26 protein-coding genes and 1 tRNA gene are annotated in these 25,424 nt (G+C 61.4%); 18 read left to right on the top strand and 9 right to left on the bottom strand.

What is annotated here, in order from left to right; all coding sequences use genetic code 11:
- Positions 1-42 precede the first annotated feature (42 nt).
- Positions 43-801: a Nif3-like dinuclear metal center hexameric protein gene (locus tag QCBJ_RS21130; RefSeq protein WP_012722131.1), complete on the bottom strand. Its 759-nt coding sequence runs from the start codon at positions 799-801 to the stop codon at positions 43-45.
- Positions 802-902: 101 nt separating this feature from the next.
- Here QCBJ_RS21130 and algW point away from each other — a divergent pair, with 101 nt between their 5' ends.
- A complete protein-coding gene (algW, locus tag QCBJ_RS21125) occupies positions 903-2,057 on the top strand; it encodes a Do family serine endopeptidase AlgW (protein ID WP_012722130.1) in 1,155 nt (384 codons plus the stop codon).
- Between the two features lie 112 nt (positions 2,058-2,169).
- A complete protein-coding gene (locus QCBJ_RS21120; protein WP_102061557.1) occupies positions 2,170-4,266 on the top strand; it encodes a TonB-dependent siderophore receptor in 2,097 nt (698 codons plus the stop codon).
- Positions 4,267-4,325: 59 nt separating this feature from the next.
- Here the strand turns inward: QCBJ_RS21120 and hemH are convergent, their stop codons facing one another.
- Together hemH and QCBJ_RS21110 are read right to left on the bottom strand one after the other, a co-directional pair.
- A complete protein-coding gene (gene hemH, locus QCBJ_RS21115; RefSeq protein WP_012722128.1) occupies positions 4,326-5,351 on the bottom strand; it encodes a ferrochelatase in 1,026 nt (341 codons plus the stop codon).
- A gap of 14 nt (positions 5,352-5,365) precedes the next feature.
- Entirely contained in the window at positions 5,366-6,265 is a 900-nt protein-coding gene (locus QCBJ_RS21110; protein ID WP_102061556.1) for a TIGR01777 family oxidoreductase, read from the bottom strand.
- 209 nt (positions 6,266-6,474) lie between these two features.
- Between QCBJ_RS21110 and QCBJ_RS21105 the strand changes: the two genes are divergently transcribed.
- From QCBJ_RS21105 to QCBJ_RS21050, 12 genes are all read left to right on the top strand, one after another.
- Complete coding sequence (locus tag QCBJ_RS21105) at positions 6,475-7,461, top strand: NAD(P)/FAD-dependent oxidoreductase (protein ID WP_102061555.1); 987 nt, start codon at positions 6,475-6,477, stop codon at positions 7,459-7,461.
- Positions 7,458-7,673, top strand: coding sequence for a TIGR02450 family Trp-rich protein (locus QCBJ_RS21100; RefSeq protein WP_012722125.1), 216 nt, complete (start codon positions 7,458-7,460; stop codon positions 7,671-7,673). The genes QCBJ_RS21105 and QCBJ_RS21100 overlap by 4 nt, the downstream gene beginning before the upstream one ends.
- Positions 7,674-7,784: 111 nt before the next feature.
- Entirely contained in the window at positions 7,785-8,744 is a 960-nt protein-coding gene (locus tag QCBJ_RS21095) for a DUF523 and DUF1722 domain-containing protein (protein ID WP_102061554.1), read from the top strand.
- A gap of 3 nt (positions 8,745-8,747) precedes the next feature.
- Positions 8,748-9,677, top strand: a complete 930-nt coding sequence (locus QCBJ_RS21090; protein ID WP_102061553.1) for a MerR family transcriptional regulator — start codon at positions 8,748-8,750, stop codon at positions 9,675-9,677.
- Positions 9,678-11,123, top strand: a complete 1,446-nt coding sequence (phrB, locus tag QCBJ_RS21085; protein WP_046034109.1) for a deoxyribodipyrimidine photo-lyase — start codon at positions 9,678-9,680, stop codon at positions 11,121-11,123. It begins immediately after the preceding gene.
- Complete coding sequence (locus QCBJ_RS21080) at positions 11,116-11,538, top strand: nuclear transport factor 2 family protein (protein ID WP_012722121.1); 423 nt, start codon at positions 11,116-11,118, stop codon at positions 11,536-11,538. Before phrB ends, QCBJ_RS21080 begins: the two co-directional genes overlap by 8 nt.
- Entirely contained in the window at positions 11,535-12,317 is a 783-nt protein-coding gene (locus QCBJ_RS21075; protein WP_102061552.1) for an SDR family oxidoreductase, read from the top strand. The genes QCBJ_RS21080 and QCBJ_RS21075 overlap by 4 nt, the downstream gene beginning before the upstream one ends.
- Positions 12,314-13,561 (top strand): NAD(P)/FAD-dependent oxidoreductase, encoded by a 1,248-nt coding sequence (locus QCBJ_RS21070; RefSeq protein WP_093542263.1) that lies wholly within the window; start codon positions 12,314-12,316, stop codon positions 13,559-13,561. Before QCBJ_RS21075 ends, QCBJ_RS21070 begins: the two co-directional genes overlap by 4 nt.
- On the top strand, positions 13,558-14,367 hold the full coding sequence (locus QCBJ_RS21065) for a DUF1365 domain-containing protein (protein ID WP_102061551.1): 810 nt from the start codon (positions 13,558-13,560) through the stop codon (positions 14,365-14,367). The genes QCBJ_RS21070 and QCBJ_RS21065 overlap by 4 nt, the downstream gene beginning before the upstream one ends.
- Positions 14,354-15,625, top strand: a complete 1,272-nt coding sequence (locus tag QCBJ_RS21060) for a cyclopropane-fatty-acyl-phospholipid synthase family protein (protein ID WP_012722117.1) — start codon at positions 14,354-14,356, stop codon at positions 15,623-15,625. The genes QCBJ_RS21065 and QCBJ_RS21060 overlap by 14 nt, the downstream gene beginning before the upstream one ends.
- Positions 15,618-16,097, top strand: a complete 480-nt coding sequence (locus tag QCBJ_RS21055; protein ID WP_102061550.1) for a DUF2878 domain-containing protein — start codon at positions 15,618-15,620, stop codon at positions 16,095-16,097. The genes QCBJ_RS21060 and QCBJ_RS21055 overlap by 8 nt, the downstream gene beginning before the upstream one ends.
- A gap of 54 nt (positions 16,098-16,151) precedes the next feature.
- The gene (locus QCBJ_RS21050) at positions 16,152-16,457 is read left to right on the top strand and encodes a YkgJ family cysteine cluster protein (RefSeq protein WP_043204759.1); all 306 of its coding nucleotides are present in this window, start codon (positions 16,152-16,154) and stop codon (positions 16,455-16,457) included.
- Between the two features lie 75 nt (positions 16,458-16,532).
- Here QCBJ_RS21050 and QCBJ_RS21045 read toward each other — a convergent pair whose 3' ends face one another.
- The 6 genes from QCBJ_RS21045 to hemA all read right to left on the bottom strand — a co-directional run bounded on the left by QCBJ_RS21045 (position 16,533) and on the right by hemA (position 21,899).
- Positions 16,533-17,051: an acyloxyacyl hydrolase gene (locus QCBJ_RS21045; protein WP_043204758.1), complete on the bottom strand. Its 519-nt coding sequence runs from the start codon at positions 17,049-17,051 to the stop codon at positions 16,533-16,535.
- Positions 17,052-17,163: 112 nt separating this feature from the next.
- A complete protein-coding gene (gene murI / locus QCBJ_RS21040; RefSeq protein ID WP_012722113.1) occupies positions 17,164-17,958 on the bottom strand; it encodes a glutamate racemase in 795 nt (264 codons plus the stop codon).
- Positions 17,951-18,706, bottom strand: coding sequence for a molybdopterin-synthase adenylyltransferase MoeB (locus QCBJ_RS21035; protein WP_093542279.1), 756 nt, complete (start codon positions 18,704-18,706; stop codon positions 17,951-17,953). Before QCBJ_RS21035 ends, murI begins: the two co-directional genes overlap by 8 nt.
- Entirely contained in the window at positions 18,700-19,530 is an 831-nt protein-coding gene (gene prmC, locus QCBJ_RS21030; RefSeq protein ID WP_046034116.1) for a peptide chain release factor N(5)-glutamine methyltransferase, read from the bottom strand. Before prmC ends, QCBJ_RS21035 begins: the two co-directional genes overlap by 7 nt.
- Positions 19,531-20,613: a peptide chain release factor 1 gene (gene prfA / locus QCBJ_RS21025; protein WP_012722110.1), complete on the bottom strand. Its 1,083-nt coding sequence runs from the start codon at positions 20,611-20,613 to the stop codon at positions 19,531-19,533.
- Complete coding sequence (gene hemA / locus QCBJ_RS21020; RefSeq protein WP_046034117.1) at positions 20,610-21,899, bottom strand: glutamyl-tRNA reductase; 1,290 nt, start codon at positions 21,897-21,899, stop codon at positions 20,610-20,612. Before hemA ends, prfA begins: the two co-directional genes overlap by 4 nt.
- Before the next feature lie 182 nt (positions 21,900-22,081).
- Between hemA and QCBJ_RS21015 the strand changes: the two genes are divergently transcribed.
- From QCBJ_RS21015 to QCBJ_RS21000, 4 genes are all read left to right on the top strand, one after another.
- Positions 22,082-23,806 carry a tetratricopeptide repeat protein gene (locus tag QCBJ_RS21015; RefSeq protein WP_064054701.1) on the top strand — a complete coding sequence of 575 codons (1,725 nt, stop codon included), beginning with the start codon at positions 22,082-22,084 and terminating at the stop codon, positions 23,804-23,806.
- 4 nt (positions 23,807-23,810) lie between these two features.
- The gene (lolB, locus tag QCBJ_RS21010; RefSeq protein ID WP_046034119.1) at positions 23,811-24,428 is read left to right on the top strand and encodes a lipoprotein insertase outer membrane protein LolB; all 618 of its coding nucleotides are present in this window, start codon (positions 23,811-23,813) and stop codon (positions 24,426-24,428) included.
- A gap of 1 nt (position 24,429) precedes the next feature.
- Entirely contained in the window at positions 24,430-25,281 is an 852-nt protein-coding gene (ispE, locus tag QCBJ_RS21005; RefSeq protein WP_093542288.1) for a 4-(cytidine 5'-diphospho)-2-C-methyl-D-erythritol kinase, read from the top strand.
- Between the two features lie 36 nt (positions 25,282-25,317).
- A tRNA-Gln gene (locus tag QCBJ_RS21000) sits at positions 25,318-25,392 on the top strand.
- The last annotated feature ends 32 nt before the right edge of the window (positions 25,393-25,424 follow it).

Raw genomic sequence — 25,424 nt, 5'->3', positions numbered from 1 at the left:
CTAGATCGAAACGGTATATGAATATGCCCCCAGGTTTGGCCCTCAAATCGGGTTGGGGCAATCGATGAACAGGTGCTCAAGGGCGAAGCGCCGTGCCAGGTAATCGCCCAGCGCCTGTACGCCGTAGCGCTCAGTGGCATGGTGACCGGCTGCGATGAAGCTGATGTCGTTTTCGCGGGCGCTGTGGAAGGTCTGCTCGGAAGCCTCGCCGCTGAGGAACAGGTCGACACCGGCCGCAATCGCATCGTCGATGTAGCCCTGGCCACCGCCGGTGCACCAACCGACGCGACGGATCATCTCGCTGCCTTCGATCAGCAGCGGCTCGCGCCCCATGACGTCCTGCACGCGGCGGGCGAAGTCGCGGGGCGACAGGGGCTCGGCAAGGGAGCCGACCAGGCCGACGATTTTAGGGTTGCTCGGGTCCAACGGGCCTTCGACGGTGATGTCCAGCTGGCGAGCGAGTTGCACGTTGTTGCCGACGTCGGGGTGCAGGTCCAGCGGCAGGTGGTAGGCCAACAGGCTGATGTCGTGCTTGAGCAGCGTCTTCAGGCGGCGCTGCTTCATGCCGGTAATGCAGGGGTTTTCGCCCTTCCAGAAATAACCGTGGTGCACCAGGATCAGGTCGGCCTGGGCCTCGACGGCCGCGTCCAGCAGGGCTTGGCTGGCGGTCACGCCGCTGACGATGCGCATCACTTGCGGGCGCCCTTCGACTTGCAAGCCATTGGGGCAATAATCGGCAATTTTTGCACTGCCGAGGTAGCGGTCTGCTTCCTCGACGAGGGTGGTAAGGGGGACGGCCATAAAAGACTCCTAAATATCCCGTTCGCAGGCGTCGCAGCCTCGTATAATGCGCGACATTATGGGCGCTCTCCCGCCCCCTGCAACCTGTCAGGACTTACTTGATGCTCAAGGCGCTGCGTTTTTTTGGATGGCCATTGTTGGCTGGCGTGCTGATCGCGATGCTGATTATTCAGCGTTTCCCGGAGCTGGTGGGTCTACCCAGCCTTGATGTGAACCTGCAACAGGCACCGCAGACCAGCGCGGTGGTGCAAGGCCCGGTGACGTACGCGGACGCGGTAGTGATCGCCGCACCCGCCGTGGTGAACCTGTATACCACCAAGGTCATCAACAAACCGGCCCATCCCCTGTTTGAAGACCCGCAGTTCCGCCGGTACTTCGGTGATAACGGGCCCAAGCAGCGGCGCATGGAGTCCAGCCTGGGTTCCGGGGTGATCATGAGCCCCGAAGGCTACATCCTCACCAATAACCATGTGACCACCGGCGCCGACCAGATTGTGGTGGCGCTGCGTGACGGTCGCGAAACCCTGGCCCGTGTGGTGGGCAGCGACCCGGAAACCGACCTCGCCGTCTTGAAGATCGATTTGAAAAACCTGCCGTCCATCACCCTCGGCCGTTCCGATGGCTTGCGGGTGGGCGATGTGGCACTGGCTATCGGCAACCCGTTCGGGGTGGGCCAGACCGTGACCATGGGGATCATCAGCGCCACCGGGCGTAACCAGTTGGGCCTCAACAGCTACGAAGACTTCATCCAGACCGACGCGGCGATCAACCCGGGCAACTCCGGCGGCGCGCTGGTGGATGCCAATGGCAACCTGACCGGTATCAACACGGCGATTTTCTCCAAGTCCGGCGGCTCCCAAGGCATCGGGTTTGCGATCCCGGTGAAGCTCGCGATGGAAGTGATGAAGTCGATCATCGAGCACGGCCAGGTGATTCGTGGCTGGCTGGGGATTGAAGTGCAGCCGTTGACCAAGGAACTTGCCGAGTCCTTCGGCTTGACCGGACGCCCCGGCATCGTGGTCGCCGGGATCTTCCGCGACGGCCCGGCGCAGAAAGCCGGCCTGCAGCTGGGGGATGTGATCCTCAGCATCAATGGCGAACCGGCCGGCGATGGCCGCAAGTCGATGAACCAGGTGGCGCGGATCAAGCCAACCGACAAGGTGGCGATCCAGGTGATGCGCAACGGTAAAGAGATCAAGCTGCTGGCGGAAATCGGCCTTCGCCCACCGCCGGCTCCGGTCAAGGAAGAGGAATAAGCGGCCTGATACAGGTACCCGTTCGCGGGTACCTGTAAGTTTATATTTCAAAGCAATTCATTCTCATTGGTCATGTTATATTGTTTCAATATCGCTATTGGAACGCTCTATCATGCCGTCTCGAAGAATCGCCCCCTTGGCTGGCCTGGCCTTGGGCTTGCTGCTCGATCCCGCCTTCGCCGAAGAAAACACCGTGGAACTCGACACCATCAGCGTCACCACCGACGCCTATGAGTCCGCCACGGGTCCGGTCAAAGGCTACCGCGCGACCCGTTCCGCCAGCGCGACAAAAACCGACACCGCCCTGCGCGATATCCCACAGTCCATCAGTGTGATTCCTGCCACGGTGCTCAAGGACCTGGGCAGCACCAATGTGGAACGCGCCCTGGAATTTGCCGGTGGCGTGTCCAAACAAAACAACTTCGGCGGCCTCACCCTCTACGAATACAGCGTGCGCGGCTTTACGACCTCAGAGTTCTACCAGGATGGGTTCAGCGCCAACCGTGGCTACCCGAGTACACCTGACGCGGCGAATATCGAACGCATCGAAGTGCTCAAGGGCCCCGCCGCCAGCCTGTATGGCCGGGGAGATCCTGGCGGCACCGTGAATATCGTCACCAAGAAGCCCCAACCGGAAGCCTTCAACACCGTGCAAACCAGCGCCGGCAGTTGGGACCGCTATCGCACTGCCGTTGACGTCAACACCCCGCTGGACGGCGAAGGCAACGTGCTGTCGCGGGTCAACCTGGCGGTGGAAGACAACCACAGCTTCCGCGACCACGTGCAGAGCAAGCGGGTATTCGTCGCCCCCTCGTTCAGTTGGCAGTTGGACCCGGACACCCGCCTGCTGGTGGAGAGCGAATTCGTTCGCCACAGCTCCACCTTCGATCGCGGCGTTGTCGACGCCCCGGGCGTCTCGCGCTCAACTTTCCTTGGCGAGCCGAACGACGGTGACATCGACAACCACAACAACCGTATCCAGGCCACCCTCGAACATCACCTCAACGACGCCTGGAAACTGCGCCTCGCCAGCCACTACAAACAAGGCAGCCTGTGGGGCGACGCCTCGGAAAACCGTGCGCTGAATGCCGACGGTCACACCCTCGACCGGCGCTACCGTGAACGCTCCATGGGCTGGCACGACAGCATTACCCAGTTGGAACTGCGCGGCCTGTTCGACATCGGCAGTTGGCAGCATGAGCTGCTGATCGGCACCGAATACGAGGACTACCGCAAGAAAGAACGTGTCACGGCTATCGGCGGCAGCCGCTACCCCATCGACCTCTACAACCCCGTCTACGGCCAGCCCAAACCCAACGGCACACGCTCCGGCACCGACTTCTTCGAGCAGACCAAAAGCCAGGCGCTGAACCTGCAAGACCAGATCATTTTCACCGACCGCCTGCGCGGCATGGTCGGCGCGCGCTTTGAGCATTTCGAGCAAAGCACCGATGACTTCGCGCGCAACCACGCCAAGAGCCGGCAAACCCACGACGCGCTGACCCAACGTGCCGGTCTGCTTTACCAGCTCACCCCACAAGTCGGGGTGTTCGCCAACGCCTCCACCTCGTTCAAACCCAACAGCGGTCTGGACGCCAACGGCAAAACCTTCAAACCGGAAGAAGGCGTGGGTTATGAAGTGGGGATCAAAAGCGAGCTGTTCGACGACCGCCTCAGCGCCACCCTCGCCGCGTTCCATATCGAAAAGGAAAACGTGCTCGCGCTGGACCCGGCCACCAACACCAGCCGCGCCATGGGCAAGGCACGCAGCCAAGGCTTCGACCTGCAACTGACAGGGCAAGTGACGGAGGCCGTGCGCGTGATCGGCGCGTTTGCGTACATCGACGCCGAAGTGACCAAGGGCGATAAAGCCATTCCCGCCGGCAGCCGGATTCTCGGCGTGGCCAAGCGCAGTGGCAGTCTGCTGGGCGTGTATGAATTCCAGGATGGTGTGTTGCGCGGCTCAGACCTGGGCGCGGCGTTCACTTACGTGGGGGATCGCTCCGGCGAGGCCGGCACGCGTTTCGAGCTGCCGGCTTACCACACGGTCGATCTGCTGGCCCATTACAAGGCCACGCAGAATGTCACCGTGGGCCTGAACCTCAACAACCTGTTTGATGAAAAGTACTACGAGCGGTCCTACAGCAATTACTGGATCAACCCTGGTGAACCGCGCAACCTCACGGTCAGCCTGACCCTAAGCCTGTAACGCAACCAACAGGTGGGAGGGGCAAGCCCCTCCCACACTTCGATCTTCACGTGGTTCGGTTACAGCGCCGTCGGTGCACGTTCGCACAGCGTATTGAGCGCCTTCGCCCACTGCGGGTCATCATTCAGGCACGGCACCAACACCAGCTCCTCGCCTCCCGCTTCGCGGAACTGCTCCAGCCCGCGATCGCCAATCTCCTCCAGCGTCTCGATGCAATCGGCGACAAACGCCGGGCACATCACCAGCAGCTTTTTCACGCCTTGCTGGGCCAAGGCCTCCAGGCGCGCTTCGGTGTAGGGTTCGATCCACTTGGCGCGGCCCAGCCGCGATTGGAAGGCCACTGACCATTTACCTTCCGGCAGCCCCATGCGCTCGGCGAAGTCGCGAGCGACGCTGAAACACTGCGCGCGATAGCACGTCTTGAGCACCTCGGCGGACGCGTTCTTGCAACAGTCGGCATCCTTGAAGCAATGCTGGCCGGTAGGGTCGAGCTTGGTCAGGTGGCGCTCAGGCAAGCCGTGGAAACTCAGCAGCAGGTGGTCGTAATCCTGCTCAACATAAGGCCGCGCGCTCGCGACCAGTGCGTCGAGATACTCCGGTTGATCGTAGAACGGCTGCAGGATCGAGAACTGCACATCGAGCTTTTTGTCGCGCACCACGCGCTTGGCTTCTTCGATCACCGTGGTCACAGTGCTGTCGGCAAATTGCGGGTACAGCGGCGCCAAGGTGACGTTACGGATGCCCTGGGTGGCGAGGCGGGTCAGCACGCTTTCAATCGACGGCTCGCCGTAGCGCATCGCCAATTCCACCGGGCCTTGGGTCCACTGCGCGGTCATCTGCTGCTGCAGGCGCCGACTGAGCACCACCAACGGCGAGCCCTCGTCCCACCAGATGGAGGCGTAGGCGTGCGCCGACTGCTCGGGGCGCTTGATCAAGATCAGCGACACCAGCAAGCGCCGCACCGGCCACGGCAGGTCGATCACATAAGGGTCCATCAGGAACTGATTGAGGTAGCTGCGCACATCGGCCACCGAAGTGGACGCCGGTGAGCCCAGGTTGACCAGTAACAACGCGTGATCCGTCATGCAACATCCTATCTCTAGAGGCGGCTGGACAATTCGTCCAGGGCCGCACGCAACTCAGTGAACTGGAAAGTGAAACCGGCGGCCAGCAACCGTTCGGGCACCGCCTTCTGCCCACCCAGCAACAGGCCGGACAACTCGCCCAGGCCTACCCTCAACGCAAAGGCCGGCATCGGCATGAACGCCGGACGGTGCAGCACCTGGCCCAGGGTTTTCGCAAACTCGCGATTGCGCACCGGGTGTGGCGCGCAGGCATTATAAGGACCGCTGGCGTCAGGCTTGTGCAGAAGAAAATCAATCAGGCCGATTTGATCCTTGATATGCACCCACGGCATCCACTGCCGACCCTTGCCGATCGGCCCGCCCAGCCCCAGTTTGAACGGCAGCAACAGACGCGACAAAAAGCCGCCCTCGGCCGCCAGCACCAAGCCGGTACGCACCAGCACTACGCGGATCCCCAGGGCTTCGGCGCGCTGGGCGGTTTCTTCCCAGGCGATGCACAGCTGGCTGGGGAAATCGTCCTGTACCGGGCCGCTGGCTTCGGTCAACTCGCGCTCGCCGCCGTCGCCGTACCAACCCACCGCCGAACCGGAGATCAACACCGCGGGTTTTTGCGCGAGGGTTTCAAGCCAAGCCAGCAAGGTTTCCGTGAGGCTGATACGGCTGCTCCACAACAGCGCCTTGCGTTTATGGGTCCATGGGCGGTCGGCGATCGGCGCGCCCGCAAGATTAATGACCGCGTCGACCGGGCCGATAACCTCTTGCAGGCTGGCAACACCCGACACCTGCTCGCCGCACAGTTTGGCGACCTGGTCCGGATGACGACTCCACACCGTCAAGCGATGGCCGTGGGCAAGCCAGTGCTTGCAGAGTTGACGGCCGATCAGGCCAGTACCGCCGGTCAGCAAAATGTGCATGGGATCTTCCTCATGTAACGTTCGCCGCCCATCACTGGTCTATTTTATAAGCAGGGATCATTTGAACGGGCATGACGTTGGATTAAGCCTCTGCTTTAACCATAGGTCACGCCGTAAGAACAGGTAAGCCAAAACTTATACCAAAAAACAATATTGTACAGCTATTGGTGTCGGCGTAGTCTGTACCCAACGGTAAAACGAGGCCTCCCATGACTGTTCCCATCGCGATCATCGGCACCGGCATCGCCGGTCTCTCCGCCGCCCGAGCGTTACGAGACGCGGGGCAGGTTGTACAACTCTTCGATAAAAGCCGCGGCAGCGGTGGCCGCATGTCCAGCAAGCGCAGCGATGCCGGCTCCCTGGACATGGGCGCGCAATACTTCACCGCCCGCGACCGGCGCTTCGTCAACGAAGTGCAGCGTTGGCAAAGCAATGGCTGGGCCGAGCAATGGAAGCCCCAGCTGTATAACTTCAAATCCGGCCAGCTCACACCCTCCCCCGATGAACAAATCCGCTGGGTCGGCACGCCGCGCATGAGCGCGATCACCCGGGCCCTGCTCGATGACCTGCCGGTGGAGTTCGGGTGCCGCATCACCGAAGTGTTCCAGGGCAAACAACACTGGAACCTGCTGGATGCAGACAGCGAAAACCATGGTCCCTTCAGCCACGTCATCATCGCCACCCCGGCGCCCCAGGCCACTGCCCTGCTGGCTGCCGCGCCCAAGCTGGCGAGTGCCGCCGCCGGCGTTAAGATGGACCCGACCTGGGCCATCGCCTTGGCGTTCGATAAACCCCTGGATACGCCCATGGAGGGCTGCTTTGTACAAGACAGCCCCCTCGACTGGCTCGCGCGCAATCGCAGCAAACCGGGGCGCGACACCGCCCTCGATACCTGGGTGCTGCATGCCACCAGCGCATGGAGCAAGGCCCATCTGGACCTGTCCAAGGAGGCGGTGATCGAGCACCTGCACGGCGCCTTCGCCGAACTGCTGCACAGCGCCATGCCCGCGCCGTCGTTCAGCCTGGCGCACCGCTGGCTCTATGCGCGACCGTCAAGCAGCCACGAGTTCGGCGTGCTGGCCGATGCCGACCTGGGCCTGTATGTGTGTGGCGACTGGTGCCTGTCGGGCCGCGTGGAAGGTGCATGGCTCAGCGGCCAGGAAGCCGCGCGACGCTTGATCGAACACCTGCAATGAACCGTATCAATCCCGCAAAATTGCTGCTGTCGAAGTGGACAGCAGCGCGCCCCCGAAACAAAGAAAAACACTTTCTGGTCACAGAGCTGTTTCGCGACGATGAAGGCACCGTGCTGGAAATCGAACTGCAAGCCGTCATGACCCTCCGCAGCGAACGCCTGCCCTGGCAAACCCTGCAAGATGTCGACGCGTGGAAAATCGGCTGGAAATAGCCCGCGCATAAACTTGTACAAATAATTTGACTTGTACAGCGTCGAACCTATGATGAGATTTAGTTGTACAAGATTTAAATCTTGTACAGGAATCTTGCAGAGGATGGGTTTATGTCCAGCACCACCAAACCGAAGATCGGCGTCAGCGCCTGCCTGCTGGGCGAGAACGTGCGTTTCAACGGTGGCCATAAACAATCCCTGCTGTGCAGCCAGACCCTCGCCGACTATTTCGACTTCGTGCCGTTGTGCCCCGAAGTCGCCATTGGCCTGGGCATCCCGCGTGAACCTATCCGCCTGGTGGGCGACCCCGCCCACCCGCAAGCCGTCGGCACGGTGAACCGCGAGCTGAACGTCACCCAGCCTTTGGATGATTACGGCCAGCAGATGGCCGCGGAACACGCTGACCTGTGCGGTTACATTTTTATGCAGAAGTCGCCGTCCTGTGGCCTGGTGCGGGTCAAGGTGTACCGCGAAAACGGCACCCCGGTCGACGGCGGCGGACGCGGTATCTACGCCCAGGCCTTTTGTGCACGCCACCCCAACCTGCCGGTGGAAGAAGATGGCCGGCTGAATGACCCCGTGCTGCGTGAAAACTTCCTGACCCGCGTGTTCGTGTACGCCAGTTGGCAGCAATTGCTCGCCGAAGGCCTGACCCGCCACCGCCTGCTGGCCTTTCATTCGCGCTACAAATACTTGTTGATGGCCCACAGCCCCGCGCATTACAAAAGCCTCGGCCACCTGCTGGGCAGCATGACCAAGGGCGCCAACCTCGATGAATTGGCCAGTTGTTATTTCAGCGACCTGATGACCGGCCTGACCAAGTGCGCCACCCGTGGCACCCACACCAACGTGCTTCAACACATCAGCGGCTATCTCAAGCAGGCCATCAGCGCCGACGACAAGCAGGAAATGCAAACCGTCATCGGCCAATACCGTCACGGCATCGTGCCATTGGTGGTGCCGTTGACCCTGCTCAAACACCACTTTCGCCAACACCCGGATCGCTACATCGCGCAGCAGGCGTACCTGCAACCGCATCCGGAAAACCTAAGCCTGCGAAATGCGATCTAGACCATGAAAGCTGCCCTGCTAGACGAACCCGGCGAAGACATCGCCCAAGCCCTCCAAGACGGCTGGCTGCCGATCCGCGAAGTGGCGCGCCAGACCGGCGTCAACGCCGTGACACTGCGCGCCTGGGAACGCCGCTACGGCCTGATCGTGCCGCAGCGCACGCCCAAGGGCCATCGGTTGTTCAGCGCCGAGCATGTCCAACGTATCTACACCATTCTCACCTGGCTCAATCGCGGCGTACCGGTCAGCCAGGTCAAAGGCCTGATCGACTCGGCCCTGACCGTCCCCGATACGGTGGAAAACGAATGGCACACCCTGCGCCAGACACTGGTGCACGCCATCAGCGAATTGGCCGAACGCCGCGTCGACGACGCGTTCAACCAGGCCATGGCGCTGTACCCGCCACGCACCTTGTGCGAGCAACTGCTGATGCCACTGCTGCAAGAGCTGGAACAGCGTTGGCAGGGTCAATTCGGCGCGCAGATGGAGCGGGTGTTCTTCCTGTCCTGGCTGCGCAGCAAGTTCGGTGCGCGTATCTACCACAACAACCGCCAGTTGCACGGCGCGCCATTGCTGCTGGTGAATCAATCTGACCTGCCGCTGGAGCCGCATCTGTGGCTGAGCGCCTGGCTGGCGAGCAGTGCCGACTGCCCGGTAGAAGTCTTCGACTGGCCGCTGCCCCCGGGTGAACTGGCTCTGGCGGTGGAACATCTGCAACCGCGCGCCGTGCTGCTGTATTCAAGCAAGGCGCTCCATTTGTCGGCATTCGCAAAACTTCTGAGCGGCATCAGTTGCCCAAAGTTGATCGTCGGACCAACGGTATGCATCCACCAGGCCGAGATGGCCGTATTAACCCATGACATCCCTGAGTTGCTCGTCGCCGAAGAGCCATTGGCGGCCCACCAGCTACTGATCCAGCGTGGACTTGTTTAAATGCATCTGATCTGGCTGCGCACCGACCTGCGCCTACACGACAACACCGCCCTGGCCGCCGCGAGCCAGCGGGGCCCGATCGCGGCTGTTTACCTGATCACGCCCGAGCAGTGGCTGGCCCACGACGATGCGCCGTGCAAAGTGGATTTCTGGCTGCGCAACCTGCACGCGCTGAGCGCCACCCTGGGCGAGCTGAACATTCCCCTGCTGATCCGCACCGCAGCCACCTGGGACCAGGCGCCCCGCGTACTGAGCCAACTGTGCCAGGAACTGTCGGTTGAGTCGGTGCACGTCAACGAGGAATACGGCATCCACGAAAGCCGTCGCGATGCGGCCGTGTCCAAGGCATTGGAAGCGCAAGGTGTCAGCTTCCACAGCTACCTGGACCAACTGTTCTTCCAGCCCGGCAGCGTGCTGACCAAGACCGGTACTTATTTCCAGGTGTTCAGCCAGTTTCGCAAGGTCTGCTACAGCCGCTTGCACAGCGCCCTGCCACGCATCGTCGCAGCGCCAAAGGCTCAGGCCGCGCTCACGCTGAAAAGCGATCCGATACCGACAACCGTCGAAGGTTTCGAGCCCCCCAGCCAAGCGCTGCGAGCCTTGTGGCCGGCGGGTGAGGACGAAGCACGTCGGCGTCTCGATGCCTTTGCCGACCAGCAAATCAGCTACTACAAGGACGAGCGCGACTTCCCCGCCAAGCCCGGCACCAGTCAGCTCTCGGCGTACCTCGCGGCGGGTGTGGTTTCGCCGCGCCAGTGCCTGCACGCCGCGCTGCAAACCAACGGCGGCGAGTTCGAAAGCGGCGACATGGGCGCCATTACCTGGATCAACGAATTGCTCTGGCGCGAGTTCTACAAGCACATTCTGGTGGGCTACCCACGGGTCTCGCGCCACCGCGCGTTCCGCCCCGAAACCGAAGCCGTGGCCTGGCGCAATGCGCCCAAAGACCTCGCGGCCTGGCAGGAAGCGCGCACCGGCCTGCCGATTATCGACGCCGCCATGCGCCAACTGCTGGAAACCGGCTGGATGCACAACCGCCTGCGCATGGTGGTGGCGATGTTCCTGACCAAGAACCTGCTGATCGACTGGCGCGAGGGCGAGCGCTTCTTTATGCGCCACCTGATCGACGGCGACCTGGCGGCCAATAACGGTGGCTGGCAGTGGAGTTCGTCCACCGGCACCGACTCGGCGCCGTACTTCCGGATTTTCAGCCCGTTGAGCCAATCGGAAAAGTTCGACAGTGACGGCGTGTTCATCAAGCACTGGCTGCCGGAACTGGCCGCGCTGAACAAAAAGGAAGTACACAACCCCGAAGCCGCCGGTGGTTTGTTCGGCGTGGCGGACTACCCGCGCTCGATTGTCGACCTGAAAAAATCCCGCGAACGTGCCTTGGCCGCCTTCCGCAGCCTGCCCTCGCGCCAGGCCGCAGGGGGCGAATATGAGTGACTTCCTGCGCCGCTTCGCCCAGGCCTTTGCCACGCTGGACAAACACAACCTGCACCTGCTGGACAGCCTGTACAGCCAAGACATCGCCTTCACCGACCCCTTGCACGAAGTGCATGGCCTGCCTGCCCTGCATCGCTACTTCGCGGAGCTGTACGGGAATGTCAGCCAGTTGCGTTTCGACTTCCACGGTTTCGACCAAGTGGCCGAAGGTGAAGGTTACCTGCGCTGGAAAATGAGCTTTTGCCACCCGCGCCTGGCCAACGGCAAGGTCATCCGGGTGGAAGGCTGCTCGCACCTGATGTGGCGAGACAAGGTGTACCGCCACCGTGATTATTTCGATGCTGGCGCTCTGTTGTACGAGCACTTGCCCGTGCTGGGCAGAGTCGTCGGTTGGCTGAAAAGGAGAGTGGGATGAGCGCAGTACTCCCCCGTCGTTATTGGCTGACCGGTGCCAGCAGTGGCATCGGTGCCTCGCTGGCCGTGGAACTGCTCAACAGCGGCGCCCATGTGGCGCTGAGCTCGCGCACGAAAGGGCCTTTGGAGGCGCTCGCGCAACGCTATCCCGGCCAAGTACTGGTGGTGGCGGGCGACCTGACCGACAGCCAGACCGTGCGCGAGATCGGTGAACAGATCGGCAGGGCCTGGGGCGCGCTGGACACCGTGATCCTGAATGCCGGCACCTGTGAATATGTGGACGCACGGCAGTTTGACTCATCAATCATCGAGCACGTGGTGCGCACCAACCTGTTGGCCAGCAGCTATTGCATCGAAGCCGCCCTGCCGCTGTTGCGCGCAGGATCAACGCCGCACCTGGTGGGCGTCGCCAGCGCCGTGACCTACCTGCCAATGCCGCGCGCCGAAGCCTATGGCGCCTCGAAGGCCGGCTTGCGTTACCTGTTCGAATCCTTGCGCATCAGCCTGTCGCCAGAAAATATCGACGTGACCGTGATCAGCCCAGGCTTCGTCGACACGCCACTGACCGAACGCAATGATTTCCCGATGCCGCTCAGTTGGTCGGCGGACAAAGCCGCGCGGCATATCTTCGCCAAGCTGGATAAACGTCCGCTGGAAATTGCCTTTCCGGCCCTGTTTATCGCCACCCTCTGGCCGCTGTCGAAACTGCCAAACCGCGCACAACTGATCATCGGCAAACGCATGTTGCGCAGCCCACCGCCGAAAAAGGACGACCTGTGAAGATCGCCATCATCGGTAGCGGCATCGCCGGCCTCACCAGTGCCTACCTGCTCAGTCGCCGTCATGACATCACGGTGTTCGAAGCGGGCGACCGCATCGGCGGGCATACCCACACGGTCAACGTGACCGTCGAGGGTAAAAGCTATGCGGTAGACACCGGTTTCATCGTGTTCAACGACTGGACCTACCCCAACTTCATGCGCCTGCTGGGGCAAATCGGGGTAACGTTCAAACCCACCGAAATGAGCTTTTCGGTGTGCGACGAGAACACCCGGTTCGAGTACAACGGCAATAACCTCAACAGCTTGTTTGCCCAGCGTCGCAATATCTTGTCGCCGGGGTTCTGGGGCATGTTGCGCGATATCCTGCGTTTCAACCGCCAGGCACCGCTGGACCTGCAGGAACAACGCATCAGCGCCGAGATGACCCTGGGCGATTACCTCACGGCCGGGCATTACGGCGAGCGGTTTATCCGCCACTACATCGTGCCGATGGGCGCGGCGATCTGGTCGATGTCATTGGCCGACATGCTCGGGTTCCCCTTGCAGTTCTTTGTGCGCTTCTTCAAGAACCACGGCTTGCTCTCGGTGAGTAATCGCCCACAGTGGTGCGTGATCGAAGGTGGCTCAAGCCGCTACATCGAACCGCTGACCCGCCGCTTTCGCGAACACATCCGCCTCAATTGCCCCGTGCATCAAGTTGAGCGTACGGACGACGGCGTGATTATCCACAGCCCTGCCGGCAGCGAAACCTTTGACCGTGTGGTCTTCGCCTGCCACAGCGACCAAGCATTGGCCTTGCTCGCGGACCCCAGCCAGGCCGAACGGGAGATCCTCGGCGCAATGCCCTACGCCGACAACGACGTGGTGCTGCACACCGATACCCGCCTGCTGCCCGACCGCAAGCTGGCCTGGGCCAGCTGGAACTATCGCCTGACCGGCAACACGCACACGCAGGCGGCGGTGACTTACGACATGAACATCCTGCAAGGCATCGACAGCGCCACCACCTTTTGCGTGAGCCTGAACCAGACGTCGATGATCAACCCGCTTAAGGTCCTGGCCCGCTACACCTACGCCCACCCGCAATACAGCCTGGCAGCGGTGGCGGCCCAAGGTCGTTGGGAGGACGTGTCTGGCGTGCGTAACACCTTCTACTGTGGCGCCTACTGGGCCAACGGTTTCCACGAAGACGGCGTGGTCAGCGCCTTGCGCGTGGCCGAAGCCTTTGGAGAAACCCTGTGAACAGCGCCCTGTACAGTGGCTGGATAGCCCATCGCCGGTTTACGCCCAAGGCCCATGCCTTTCGCTACCGCATCGGCCTGCTGTACCTGGACCTGAGCGAAGAGCAGCAAGTGCTCGAGCTTTCACCTCTGGCGGGGCGCAGCCGTTTGGCGCCCTTCGGTTTTCGCCAGCAGGACTACCTGCGTGAATTCACGCGCACCGGCATGAGCTTGAGCGATGCCGTGCGCCAGGAAGTCGGCAAGGCACTGGGGCGTACACCCCAGGGCGTTATCTGCCTACTGACCCAGGCTCGCAGTTGGGGCCTGGCTTTTAACCCCGTGAGTTTCTTCTACTGCTTCGAGGCCGACGGACGTCTGGCCGCGATCCTGTGTGAAGTGACCAACACCCCGTGGCGCGAGCGCTATCACTATGTGCTGCCGGCCCAGGCCTTGAGTGCGGATGAGCATCAGCATTTCGCCGTGGCCAAGGCCTTCCATGTGTCGCCGTTCTTGCCGCGCGACCTGGAATACCGCATGAGCTTCAGCCCACCCGCCGCCAAACTCGGCGTGCACATGGCCGATTGGCAGGGCACGCAAAAGGTCTTCGACGCGACCTTGAGCCTGCAAAAAGAAACGCTCAACCGCGCCAGCCTGCACCGCTACCTGTGGCGCTTTCCGTGGATGACCGCCAAGACCTGCCTGGCCATCTATTGGCAAGCCACGCGCCTGTTACTCAAACGCACACCGATTTTTTCCCATCAGGCCGCCGATGGCGCCTCACGCACCGCAGTCGGGTATACCAAGGATCGCCGCCATGAAATCCCCTAGCTTATCGGTCAAGGGCAATCGCCTGAACGTCAATGGCATGACCACTGCGCTATTGCGCAAAGGCGTGCTGCGCCAACTCAGCCAATTGCGCCATGGCCAGTTGGTGGTGATCGAGGATGGCGAGCGGCAAGTATTCGGCGCACGGGAAGCGCACTTGCTGGGAGAGATCCAAGTGCTCGATTCAGCCGTGTGGGGCCTGGTGGCGGCCAACGGCTCCATCGGTGCCGGTGAAGCATTTATCCACGGTTATTGGACCAGTCCGGACCTGACCGCCGTGGTGCGCGTGATGGTCAGCAACCTGGACGTGCTCGACGCGATGGAAGGTGGCCTCGCGCGCCTGGCTCGGCCGTTCACCCAGGGCTTGCACTGGCTCAACCGCAACACGCGCAAGGGCTCGCAGAAAAACATCGCCGCCCACTACGACCTGGGTAATGACCTGTTCGAAGAGTTTCTCGACCCCACCATGATGTACTCGGCGGCGCAGTTTCTAACTGCTGAGGACACCCTGGAGCAGGCGCAACTGAACAAACTGGAACGCATCTGCCAAAAGCTCGCGCTCAAGCCCACCGATCATTTACTCGAAATCGGCACCGGCTGGGGCAGCATGGCGCTGTACGCGGCGCAACATTACGGCTGCAAGGTCACCACCACGACCCTGTCCAAGGAACAGTTCGCCTACACCGAGCAACGCATCGCGGCCCTGGGGCTGCAAAGCCAGGTCACGCTGCTGCTGAAGGATTACCGCGACCTGACCGGCCAGTACGACAAGCTGGTGTCCATCGAGATGATCGAGGCAGTGGGGCATCGCTTCCTGCCAACCTACTTCAAGCAATGCGCGCACTTGCTCAAGAATGACGGGCTGATGTTGCTGCAAGCCATCACCATTCGTGAGCAGCGCTTTGAACAGGCCAAGCGCAGTGTGGATTTTATCCAGCGCTATATCTTTCCCGGCGGCGCCCTGCCCTGCGTGCAGAACATGCTGCACATCGTCAGCCGCGATACCGATATGAACCTGTTGCACATGGAGGATTTCGGCCTGCATTACGCGCGCACCTTGCGCTTGTGGCATGAGAATTTTCGCCGCGCCCACGGCCGCCTCACAGAATTAGGCTACGACGAATACTTCCTGCGTCTGTGGGAGTTTTACCTGTGCTACTGCGAAGGCGGCTTTATGGAGCGCACGATCGGCACGGCGCAATTGCTGCTGGCCAAGCCATCGGCGATCAACCCGCCGCTGCTCGGGCGTTTCAGTGCTTAAGACGCTGGCCAATGCCGCACTCTTCCAGTGCGGCTGGTTTGCCTGCGTGCTCGGCGGTGACAGCCGGTGGTTACTGGTAGGACTGGCCGTGCTGGCGGTTCATCTGCTGTGGATAAGTTCGTGGGCTGAAGACGGCAGGCTGATCCTCAGCGTTACGGTCTTGGGCACGCTACTGGATACCGCATTGCGCACGCTGGGGGTGTTTCAATTCACCGAGCCGGGCCCGCTGATTCCTTTCTGGTTGATCCTGCTGTGGGCGTTGCTGGCGACCACGCTGCGCCATTGCCTGGCCTGGAGCGCCCGCCCCTGGTGGCGTGCGGCGGTATTGGGCGCCTTGGGCGGCCCGCTCTCTTACTATGCCGGCAGCCAGTTGGCGGGGGTGCAGTTTGGTTTCGGCCTCGCGCCCACGATGGCCGTGCTGGCGCTGCTGTGGGCCGCGGTATTCGTGGGGCTGCACCGGTTGGCGCGCTGACGTCCGTCAGTCGCTTCACACGTGGGCCACCCGCTTGCCTTACACTGCGCGCCTATGACTAACATCCCGCATACCCAAATCACCGAACCCGTCGTCACTTGCTCGACGTGTGCGGCCTGCTGCTGTCAGCTGGAAGTCATGCTGATCACCGATACGGGCGTACCGGAGCGCTATATCGACACCGATGATTGGGGCGGCGAAGTGATGCTGCGCCTGGACGACGGCTGGTGCGCGGCGCTGGATCGGGACACGATGATGTGTACGATCTACGAGCGACGTCCGCTGATTTGCCGGGAGTTCGAGATGGGCGCGCCCGAGTGCCTGGAAGAGCGACAGGGTATCGCTACCGCCTACCGCTGATGCTGAAGATTGTGGCAATCAACTGTGGGAGGGGGCTTGCCCCCTCCCACATGGTTTTTTCAGTGTCCTGAAGGGTTACAACGGCAAGGTGTAGTGCAACGAGTAGCTCTCTACCCCGTCGTTATTGCTGCTGATCCCCGCATTGGAGTAATGCGTGGCACGGATGCCCACTTCATGCCCGCCGGCAAAGCGCAGGCCGAAGCCCAGGCGATCTTCGAACTGGAAAGCCTGGCCGATGTTGTTGTCTTCCAGCTTGGTGCGCGAGAACACCGCCACCCCGATCCCGGCTTCGATATAAGGCTTCACCGATTCGCCGGCAAATTCGTACACAAATACCGGCGAGAACGACAGGCTGCTGGCGCTGGCACGCTTGTCACCGTCCCAATAGGTGTAGGCGCCGCTCCAGTAGCCGGTCAATCGACCGGTATCGCTCTGCCACCAGCTTTTATCCCAGTCCGATGTCAGCCCCAGCCGATAGGTCATGGTCGAATCGCTGGTGCTCCCCACCCCCAATTCCAGGCCAGCGGCCTGTGCCGAAACAGAGTGCCCCACTACAACGGCCGCAATCGCAGCCAAACAGAACAAGCGCTTCATAAGAAACATCCTTTCCGAACGAAGTTATATGGTTTTTTACAGGCTATCTCGCTATAGAAGCTGGCGTGTAGTCAGAAGTTCCAGTGATTAACGCCGGAATTTCACGAAATTTTCACGCACCAAAGCTTCGCACAACGCCCGGATATTTCCATAGTGTCGGTAGGATATTTCTTAGGTGATACACATCGCCGCTGGTCCAGAACTGTGCAGGTTCAGGGCTGCCAACGGCCAGCAGGTCGCGCTCGCCGAGCAGACGCTTGAGCTGACGGGCCACGGCGGCGCCGGTGTCGATGAGGATGATGCTAGGGGGCAGCATCTGCGCGAGGAGCGGCTTGAGGAAGGGATAGTGGGTGCAGCCGAGGATGATGGTGTCGCAACCGGCGCTGAGCAGCGGCTCGATGTACCGCTGTAACAACTGGCGTAGGGCCGGGCTGTTCAAGTCTCCGCTTTCAATCAGCTCGACCAGGCCAGGGCACGGCTGGGTGACGACCTTCACGTCGGTAGCGAAACGGTCGAGCAAGGCGGCGAACTTGGCGCTTTGCAGCGTACCGGTGGTGGCAAGCACCCCGACCACACCACTGCGAGTAGCCGCGGCGGCAGGTTTGACGGCAGGCTCCATGCCCACCAGCGGCCAATCGGGAAAATCCAGCCGCAGGTCGGCGACAGCGGCGACGGTGGCGGTATTACAGGCAATCACAAAGGCCTTGGCGCCTTGCTCACGGAAAAACGCCGCCACCCGCCGCGAACGCTCGAGAATAAACGCCGGGCTTTTCTCGCCGTAGGGGATGTGCCCGCAATCGGCCACGTACAGCAGCGATTCATGGGGCAAAAGCTGCTGGATTTCGTCCAGCACGGTCAACCCGCCGACACCGGAATCGAACACACCGATTGGCGCGTCCTTAACCATGTTGCGTCCCGCACACACTGCAACCGGGGTCACGCTTGACGCGCAACTCGCGAAACCGCGTGGTCAAGGCATCGATGAGCAACAAGCGGCCGACCAAGGGTTCGCCGAAACCGACCAGCAGTTTCAGGGCCTCCAACGCTTGCAGGCTACCGACCAGCCCTACCAGCGGGCCCACCACGCCGGCTTCGCTGCAGGTCAGTTCGGTATCGCTGCCATGCCCATATAAACAGTGGTAGCACGGGCTTTCGGCGCGGCGCGGGTCGAACACCGACAACTGCCCTTCAAGGCGAATCGCCGCGCCGCTGATCAACGGCTTGCCAGCGGCGACGCAGGCGGCATTCACCGCTTCACGGGTGGAAAAGTTGTCGCTGCAATCGAGCACCACGTCCACCGCTTCTACTGCGGCGGTCAGGGAATCGGCATCCAGCGCGGTGCGATGGGCGACCAGTGTGATTTCCGGGTTGATGGCGGTCAGGCGACGCAGGGCCGAGTCGACCTTGGCCTGCCCGACGCTGTCGGTGTCATGGATGATCTGGCGCTGCAGGTTGGTCAGGTCGACCGTATCGAAGTCCGCCAGATGCAACTCGCCCACACCGGCCGCCGCCAGGTACAACGCAACCGGTGCACCCAGGCCACCGAGGCCGACGATCAACGCACGGGCATTTTTCAGGCGCAATTGGCCGTCGATGTCGACATGCTGCAACAGAATCTGTCGGCTATAGCGCAACAGCTCCTGGTCGGTCAGCACGGGCGACGCCCCAGGGTAATGCGCTCGTGACCGCCGAGGTCGATGCGGCTGTGGACCTCTTCAAAGCCTTCACTCAATAGCAGGTCTCGCACGGCCGGGGCTTGGTCGTAACCATGCTCCAGCAGCAGTCGTCCGCCGGCATTCAGGTGAGCGGGGGCTTCTTTGATGATCAGGCGCAAGTCGTCCAAACCATCATGACCGGCCACCAGTGCGCTGGCCGGCTCAAAACGCACGTCGCCCGCCACCAGGTGCGGGTCGTTGGCGGCGATGTACGGCGGGTTGCTGATGATCAGGTCATAAGTATGACCTGGCAGCGCGCTGAACCAATGGCTGTTCAGCACCGTCGCGTTATTAAGGTGCAGGCGCTGGCGATTGCGTTCGGCCAGGGCCACGGCCTCCAGCACACGGTCGACGGCGGTGACCTGCCAGGCTGGCCGTTCACTGGCCAGGGCCAAGGCGATGGCGCCGCTGCCGGTGCCCAGGTCGAGGACCTTGGCGGGCGTGGCCGGCAACAATTCCAAGGCCGCTTCCACCAGCAGTTCGGTGTCCGGACGCGGGATCAGCGTATGCGGCGCGACCTCCAGGTCCAGCTTCCAGAAGCCCTGCTGGCCGAGGATATAGGCGACCGGTTCGCCGCCGCGACGGCGCTGCAGGTAGCCGGCGAACGTCAGCGCGTCTTCGCTGCTGACGATTTTCTCGGGCCAGGTGTGCAGGTAGCTGCGGGATTTACCCAACGCCGCCGCCAACAACAACTCGGCATCCAGGCGCGCGGTAGGCGAGTCGGGCAGGTCGGCGGCGCGCAGCAGGCTGGCAATAATGGTCATTTATTCACCTATCGCCGCCAACTGATCCGCTTGATATTCGGCAAGCAACGGTTCGATCACCGCGTCCACGCCACCGGCGAGGATCTCGTCCAGGGAATAAAGCGTGAGGTTGACCCGGTGGTCGGTGACCCGGCCCTGGGCAAAGTTATAGGTACGGATGCGCTCGGAGCGGTCGCCCGAGCCCACCAGCAACTTGCGCTCGCTGGCAATTGCATTGGCGGCGGCGCTGGTCTGTTGGTCGTTGAGCTTGGCCGACAGCCAAGACATGGCCCGCGCACGGTTCTTGTGCTGGGAACGTTCTTCCTGACACTCCACCACAATGCCCGACGGCAAGTGGGTGATACGGATCGCCGAGTCGGTCTTGTTAACGTGCTGACCGCCAGCGCCCGACGAGCGGTAAGTGTCGACACGCAAGTCGGCCGGGTTGATCTCGATCGCTTCCTGTTCGTCCGGCTCGGGCAACACCGCGACGGTGCACGCCGAGGTGTGGATTCGGCCTTGGGACTCGGTCGCCGGAACCCGCTGCACGCGGTGCGCGCCGGACTCGAACTTGAGCTTGCCGTAGACGTTGTCGCCTTCGACCCGCGCGATAACCTCTTTATAGCCGCCGTGCTCGCCTTCATTCTCGGACAGGATCTCGACACGCCAGCCGCGACGCTCGGCATACCGCGAATACATGCGGAACAGGTCGCCGGAGAAAATCGCTGCCTCGTCGCCGCCGGTGCCGGCACGGATTTCGAGGAACACGTTGCGCCCGTCATTCGGGTCCTTGGGCAGCAGCATGCGCTGCAGGTCGCCTTCCAGCTCGGCCAGTTTTTCCTTGGCTTCGCGGACTTCTTCCACGGCCATTTCGCGCATGTCCGGGTCGCTGTCCTTGAGCAGTGCCTGGGCACCTTCAAGGTCGGCCTGCACTTTGGTCAGGTGTTTGTAGGTCGCCACAATCGGCTCAACTTCGGCGTATTCCTTCGAATAGGCACGGAACTTGGCCTGATCGGAGATGACCTCACCATCGCCGAGCAGCGCGGTCAGTTCTTCGAAACGGTCCTGGAGCACGTCCAGTTTATTGAGCAGTGACGCTTTCATTGCAGTTTTTTATCCGAAGAGCTATCTGACGCGCCCTCACCGAGGGCAAAGAGTTCCTGGGCCATGGCCAGCGCATCGAGGCGGCCTTCGGCGGTAAGCTTTTTCAATTGTACGCTGGGCGCGTGGAGCAACTTGTTGGTAAGGCCTCGGGCCAGTTGCATCAGCACGTCTTCAGCGCTGCTGCCGTTGGCCAGCAAGCGCTGGGCCTTGAGCAACTCCTCGTCGCGCAGACGCTCGCCTTGCTGACGATACGCCTTGAGCACGTCCACTGCGGCCAACTCACGTAGGCGCACCATGAAGTCGTCTGCGCCGGCGCTGACCATTTCTTCAGCGGCCTGGGCTGCACCCTGGCGGCTCTTGAGGTTTTCGGCGACCACTTCGTGCAAATCGTCGACGCTATAGAGGTAAACGTCGTCCAACTCGCCGACTTCGGGCTCGATATCGCGCGGAACGGCAATATCCACCATAAAGATGGGTTTGTGCTTGCGCAGCTTCAACGCGCTTTCGACCGCGCCTTTGCCAAGAATCGGCAACTGGCTGGCGGTGGAACTGATCACAATATCGCTGCGCACCAATTCGGCCGGGATATCTGCCAGCAGCACGGCATGTGCGCCGAACTGCTCGGCGAGGATGCTGGCACGCTCCAGGGTACGGTTGGCCACCACGATGCGCTTCACCCCCAGGTCATGCAGGTGGCGGGCGACCAGGGTGATGGTCTCGCCGGCGCCGATGAGCAGGGCCTGGCTACGTTGCAAGTCACTGAAAATCTGTTTGGCCAGACTGACCGCAGCGAACGCTACGGACACCGGGTTTTCGCCGATGGCGGTGTCGGTACGCACCTGCTTGGCGGAGTTGAACGTGGCCTGGAACAGGCGACCCAGCAGCGGGCCGACGGTGCCGGCCTCACGCGCCACGGCGTAGGCGGACTTCATCTGGCCAAGGATCTGCGGCTCGCCCAACACCAGCGAATCGAGACCGGACGCCACGCGCATCATGTGACGAACTGCCGCATCGTCTTCGTGCACATAAGCGCTCGCGCGCAGGTCATCGAGGTCCAAATGGTGATAATCGGCCAGCCAGCGCAACACCACATCCGCTGAAAGATGTTCCTGTTCTATATAAAGCTCACTGCGATTGCAGGTCGAAAGGATCGCTGCTTCGCGACTGTCGGTGAGCCGGCAGAGCTGCTGCAGGGCCTCAACCAACTGCTCTGGCGTAAACGCCACGCGCTCGCGCACGTCTACGGAGGCAGTCTTGTGGTTAATACCGAGTGCGAGGAAGGCCATTCAATATCGCTGATGATGTCGGGAAGCCGACAATTGTCCTACTTCGAAAGATTCAGAACAACCACCGTCGTCTATTGTCCTAATGCCTTGTGTCTATAAAGGCACCCATTGAGACTCGGTTATGTTTGGCCGAAGGCTTGTGTCATGATGATCCGACCGCAGGTTAGTCGTCCTCTTCCTATATGAATAGATCCTCCGCGTTGCTCCTTGCTTTTGTCTTCCTCAGCGGCTGCCAGGCCATGGCACCCGTGTCGCCGGACGGTACCCCGCCGGTGGAAGACAGCACCCCCGCCCCTGAAAAGCCCAAGGTTTATTCCTCGTTCAGTGAAGAAACGGTGTACAGCCTGCTGACCGCGGAGCTGGCCGGCCAACGCAATCGCTTCGACATTGCGCTGGATAACTACGTGACCCAGGCCATCAACACCCAGGATCCGGGCATTTCCGAGCGGGCTTTCCGCATCGCCGAATACTTGGGCGCCGACCAGGCTGCGCTGGACACGTCGCTGATCTGGGCGAAAAACGCCCCGGACGATCTGGAAGCACAACGGGCGGCAGCGATTCAGCTGGCGCGCGCCGGGCGCTATGACGACTCCATGGTCTATATGGAGAAAGTCCTGCAGGGCAAGGGCGACACCCATTTCGACTTCCTCGCGCTGTCGGCTGCCGACACCGACCAGGACACGCGCAATGGCCTGATGAAGAGTTTCGACCGCTTGCTGCAAAAACATCCGAAGAACAGCCAACTGGTGTTCGGCAAGGCACTGCTGCTGCAACAGGACGACGAAGCCGACGCAGCCCTGAAGCTGCTCGAGCAGAACCCGCCGGAAGAAGGCGAAATCGCCCCGATCCTGCTGCGCGCACGCTTGCTGCAGAACCTCAATCGCGGCAAGGAAGCGATTCCTCTGCTGGAAAAAAATATCAAGAAGTATCCGGACGACAAGCGCCTGCGCCTGACTTACGCCCGCATGCTGGTGGAACAGGACCGCATGGAGGACGCCAAAGTGCAGTTCGCCAACCTGGTCCAGCAATACCCGGACGACGACGAGTTGCGTTATTCCCTGGCACTGGTATGCCTGGAAGCCAAGGCCTGGGACGAGGCCAAGGGGTATCTGGAAGAGCTGATCCAGCGCGAAAGCCATGTGGACTCGGCCCACCTGAACCTCGGCCGTATCGCTGAAGAACGCAACGACCCACAAGCTGCCCTGCTCGAATACGCACAAGTCGGCCCCGGCAACGATTACCTGCCGGCCCAATTGCGCCAGGCCGATATCCTGATGAGCAACGGCCGTACCGACGAGGCGGAAAAACGCCTGGCCGCTGCGCGGGATGCCGAACCTGACTACGCGATCCAGCTGTACCTGATCCAGGCCGAGACCTTGTCGGCCAACAAACAGGGCGAGCGTGCCTGGAAACTGCTGCAACAAGCCTTGCTGCAGTTCCCTGACGATTTGAACCTGCTGTACACCCGCGCCATGCAGGCCGAAAAACGCAATGACCTGGCGCAGATGGAAAAAGACCTGCGCCTGATCATCAAGCGCGACCCGGACAATGCCATGGCCCTCAACGCCCTGGGCTACACCTTGTCTGACCGCACGACGCGCTACGCCGAAGCCAAGGTGCTGATCGAACAAGCCCATAAGCTCAACCCGGAAGACCCTGCCGTACTCGATAGCCTGGGCTGGGTGAATTACCGCCTGGGCAACCTGGACGAAGCTGAACGCCTGCTGCGCCTGGCACTGGAGCGCTTTCCCGACCAGGAAGTTGCCGCCCACTTGGGTGAAGTGCTGTGGGCCAATGGCAAGCAGCGCGAAGCACGCCAAATCTGGGAAAAATTCCTCAAGGAACAACCCGAAAGCCCTATCCTGCGCGGCACCATCAAGCGCCTGACCGGATCCGAGACCCTTTAAGCTTATGTTCTTGCGCCACGTTATCGTTTTCAGCTTCATTGCCCTGCTCGCCGGTTGCGCAGGCTTCGGTTCCCGTGAATCCGTCGAAGGCCAGGGCAACCCGGCGCAATGGCAGCAACACAAGGACCAGCTCAGCAGCATTGATGGCTGGCAGATTGAAGGCAAAGTCGGCGTCCGCGCCCCCAAGGACTCCGGCAGCGGTACCTTGTTCTGGCTGCAACGCCAGGACTACTACGATATTCGCCTGTCGGGGCCCCTGGGCCGTGGCGCGGCGCGCCTGACCGGTCGACCGGGACACGTCAGCCTTGAAGTAGCCAACCAGGGTCGCTACGAAGCCACCTCGCCGGAAGAACTGCTTGAGCAACAGATTGGTTGGAAGCTGCCGGTGTCTCATCTGGTCTGGTGGGTACGCGGCTTACCCGCACCGGACAGCAAGAGTCGCCTGAGCCTGAACGGCGATAGCCGCTTGGCGACGCTGGAGCAGGATGGCTGGCAGGTCGAGTATTTGAGCTATGTGGAACAAAGCGGTTATTGGCTGCCCGAGCGCATCAAGCTGCACGGCCCCGACCTTGATGTCACGCTGGTGATCAAGGACTGGCAACCGCGCAAACTGGGGCAATAACGTGTCGGTACAAACATTGACCCTGCCCTCCCCGGCCAAACTCAACCTGATGCTGCACATTCTGGGTCGCCGTGAAGACGGCTATCACGAACTGCAGACGCTGTTTCAATTTCTCGACTACGGCGATGAGCTGACCTTCGCCGTGCGCGACGATGGCGTGATCCAGCTGCATACCGAATTCGAAGGCGTACCTCACGACAGCAACCTGATTGTGAAGGCGGCGAAAAAACTTCAGGCGCAATCCGGTTGCCCGCTCGGCATCGATATCTGGATCGATAAAATCCTGCCCATGGGCGGCGGTATCGGTGGCGGCAGCTCGAATGCCGCGACGACTTTGCTGGGCCTGAACCACTTGTGGCGCCTGGGCTGGGACGATGATCGCCTGGCTGCGCTGGGCCTGACGCTGGGCGCCGACGTCCCGGTTTTCGTGCGCGGGCACGCCGCTTTCGCCGAGGGTGTGGGCGAAAAACTCACCCCGGAATACCCCGAAGAGCCGTGGTATGTCGTGCTTGTTCCGCAAGTATCTGTAAGTACAGCAGAAATTTTTTCAGATCCGCTGTTGACACGTAACTCTCCTCCCATTAAAGTGCGCCCCGTTCCCAAGGGAAACAGTCGAAATGACTGCTTACCGGTTGTAGCAAGGCGTTATCCAGAGGTACGTAACGCTTTGAATTTGTTAGGTAAATTTACCGAAGCAAAATTAACCGGAACTGGAAGTTGTGTGTTTGGGGGCTTCCCAAGCAAAGCTGAAGCTGATAAAGTCTCGGCCCTTCTTACAGAGACCCTTACAGGGTTTGTAGCAAAGGGAAGCAACGTTTCGATGTTGCATCGCAAGCTGCAAAGTCTGCTCTAAAGGAACCGAGTGTTAGGCACTCGTTGCAACAGATACAGGGGCGTCGCCAAGCGGTAAGGCAGCAGGTTTTGATCCTGCCATGCGTTGGTTCGAATCCAGCCGCCCCTGCCATTTTCCTATACTCATCCAGGTTACCCTCAGCC

Origin of the sequence: Pseudomonas sp. QC2 (assembly GCF_002859085.1) — a bacterium.
GTDB lineage: Bacteria > Pseudomonadota > Gammaproteobacteria > Pseudomonadales > Pseudomonadaceae > Aquipseudomonas > Aquipseudomonas petroselini.
The sequence above is the reverse complement of the archived record's forward strand: the minus strand, read 5'-3'. Positions and strand labels throughout refer to the sequence as shown.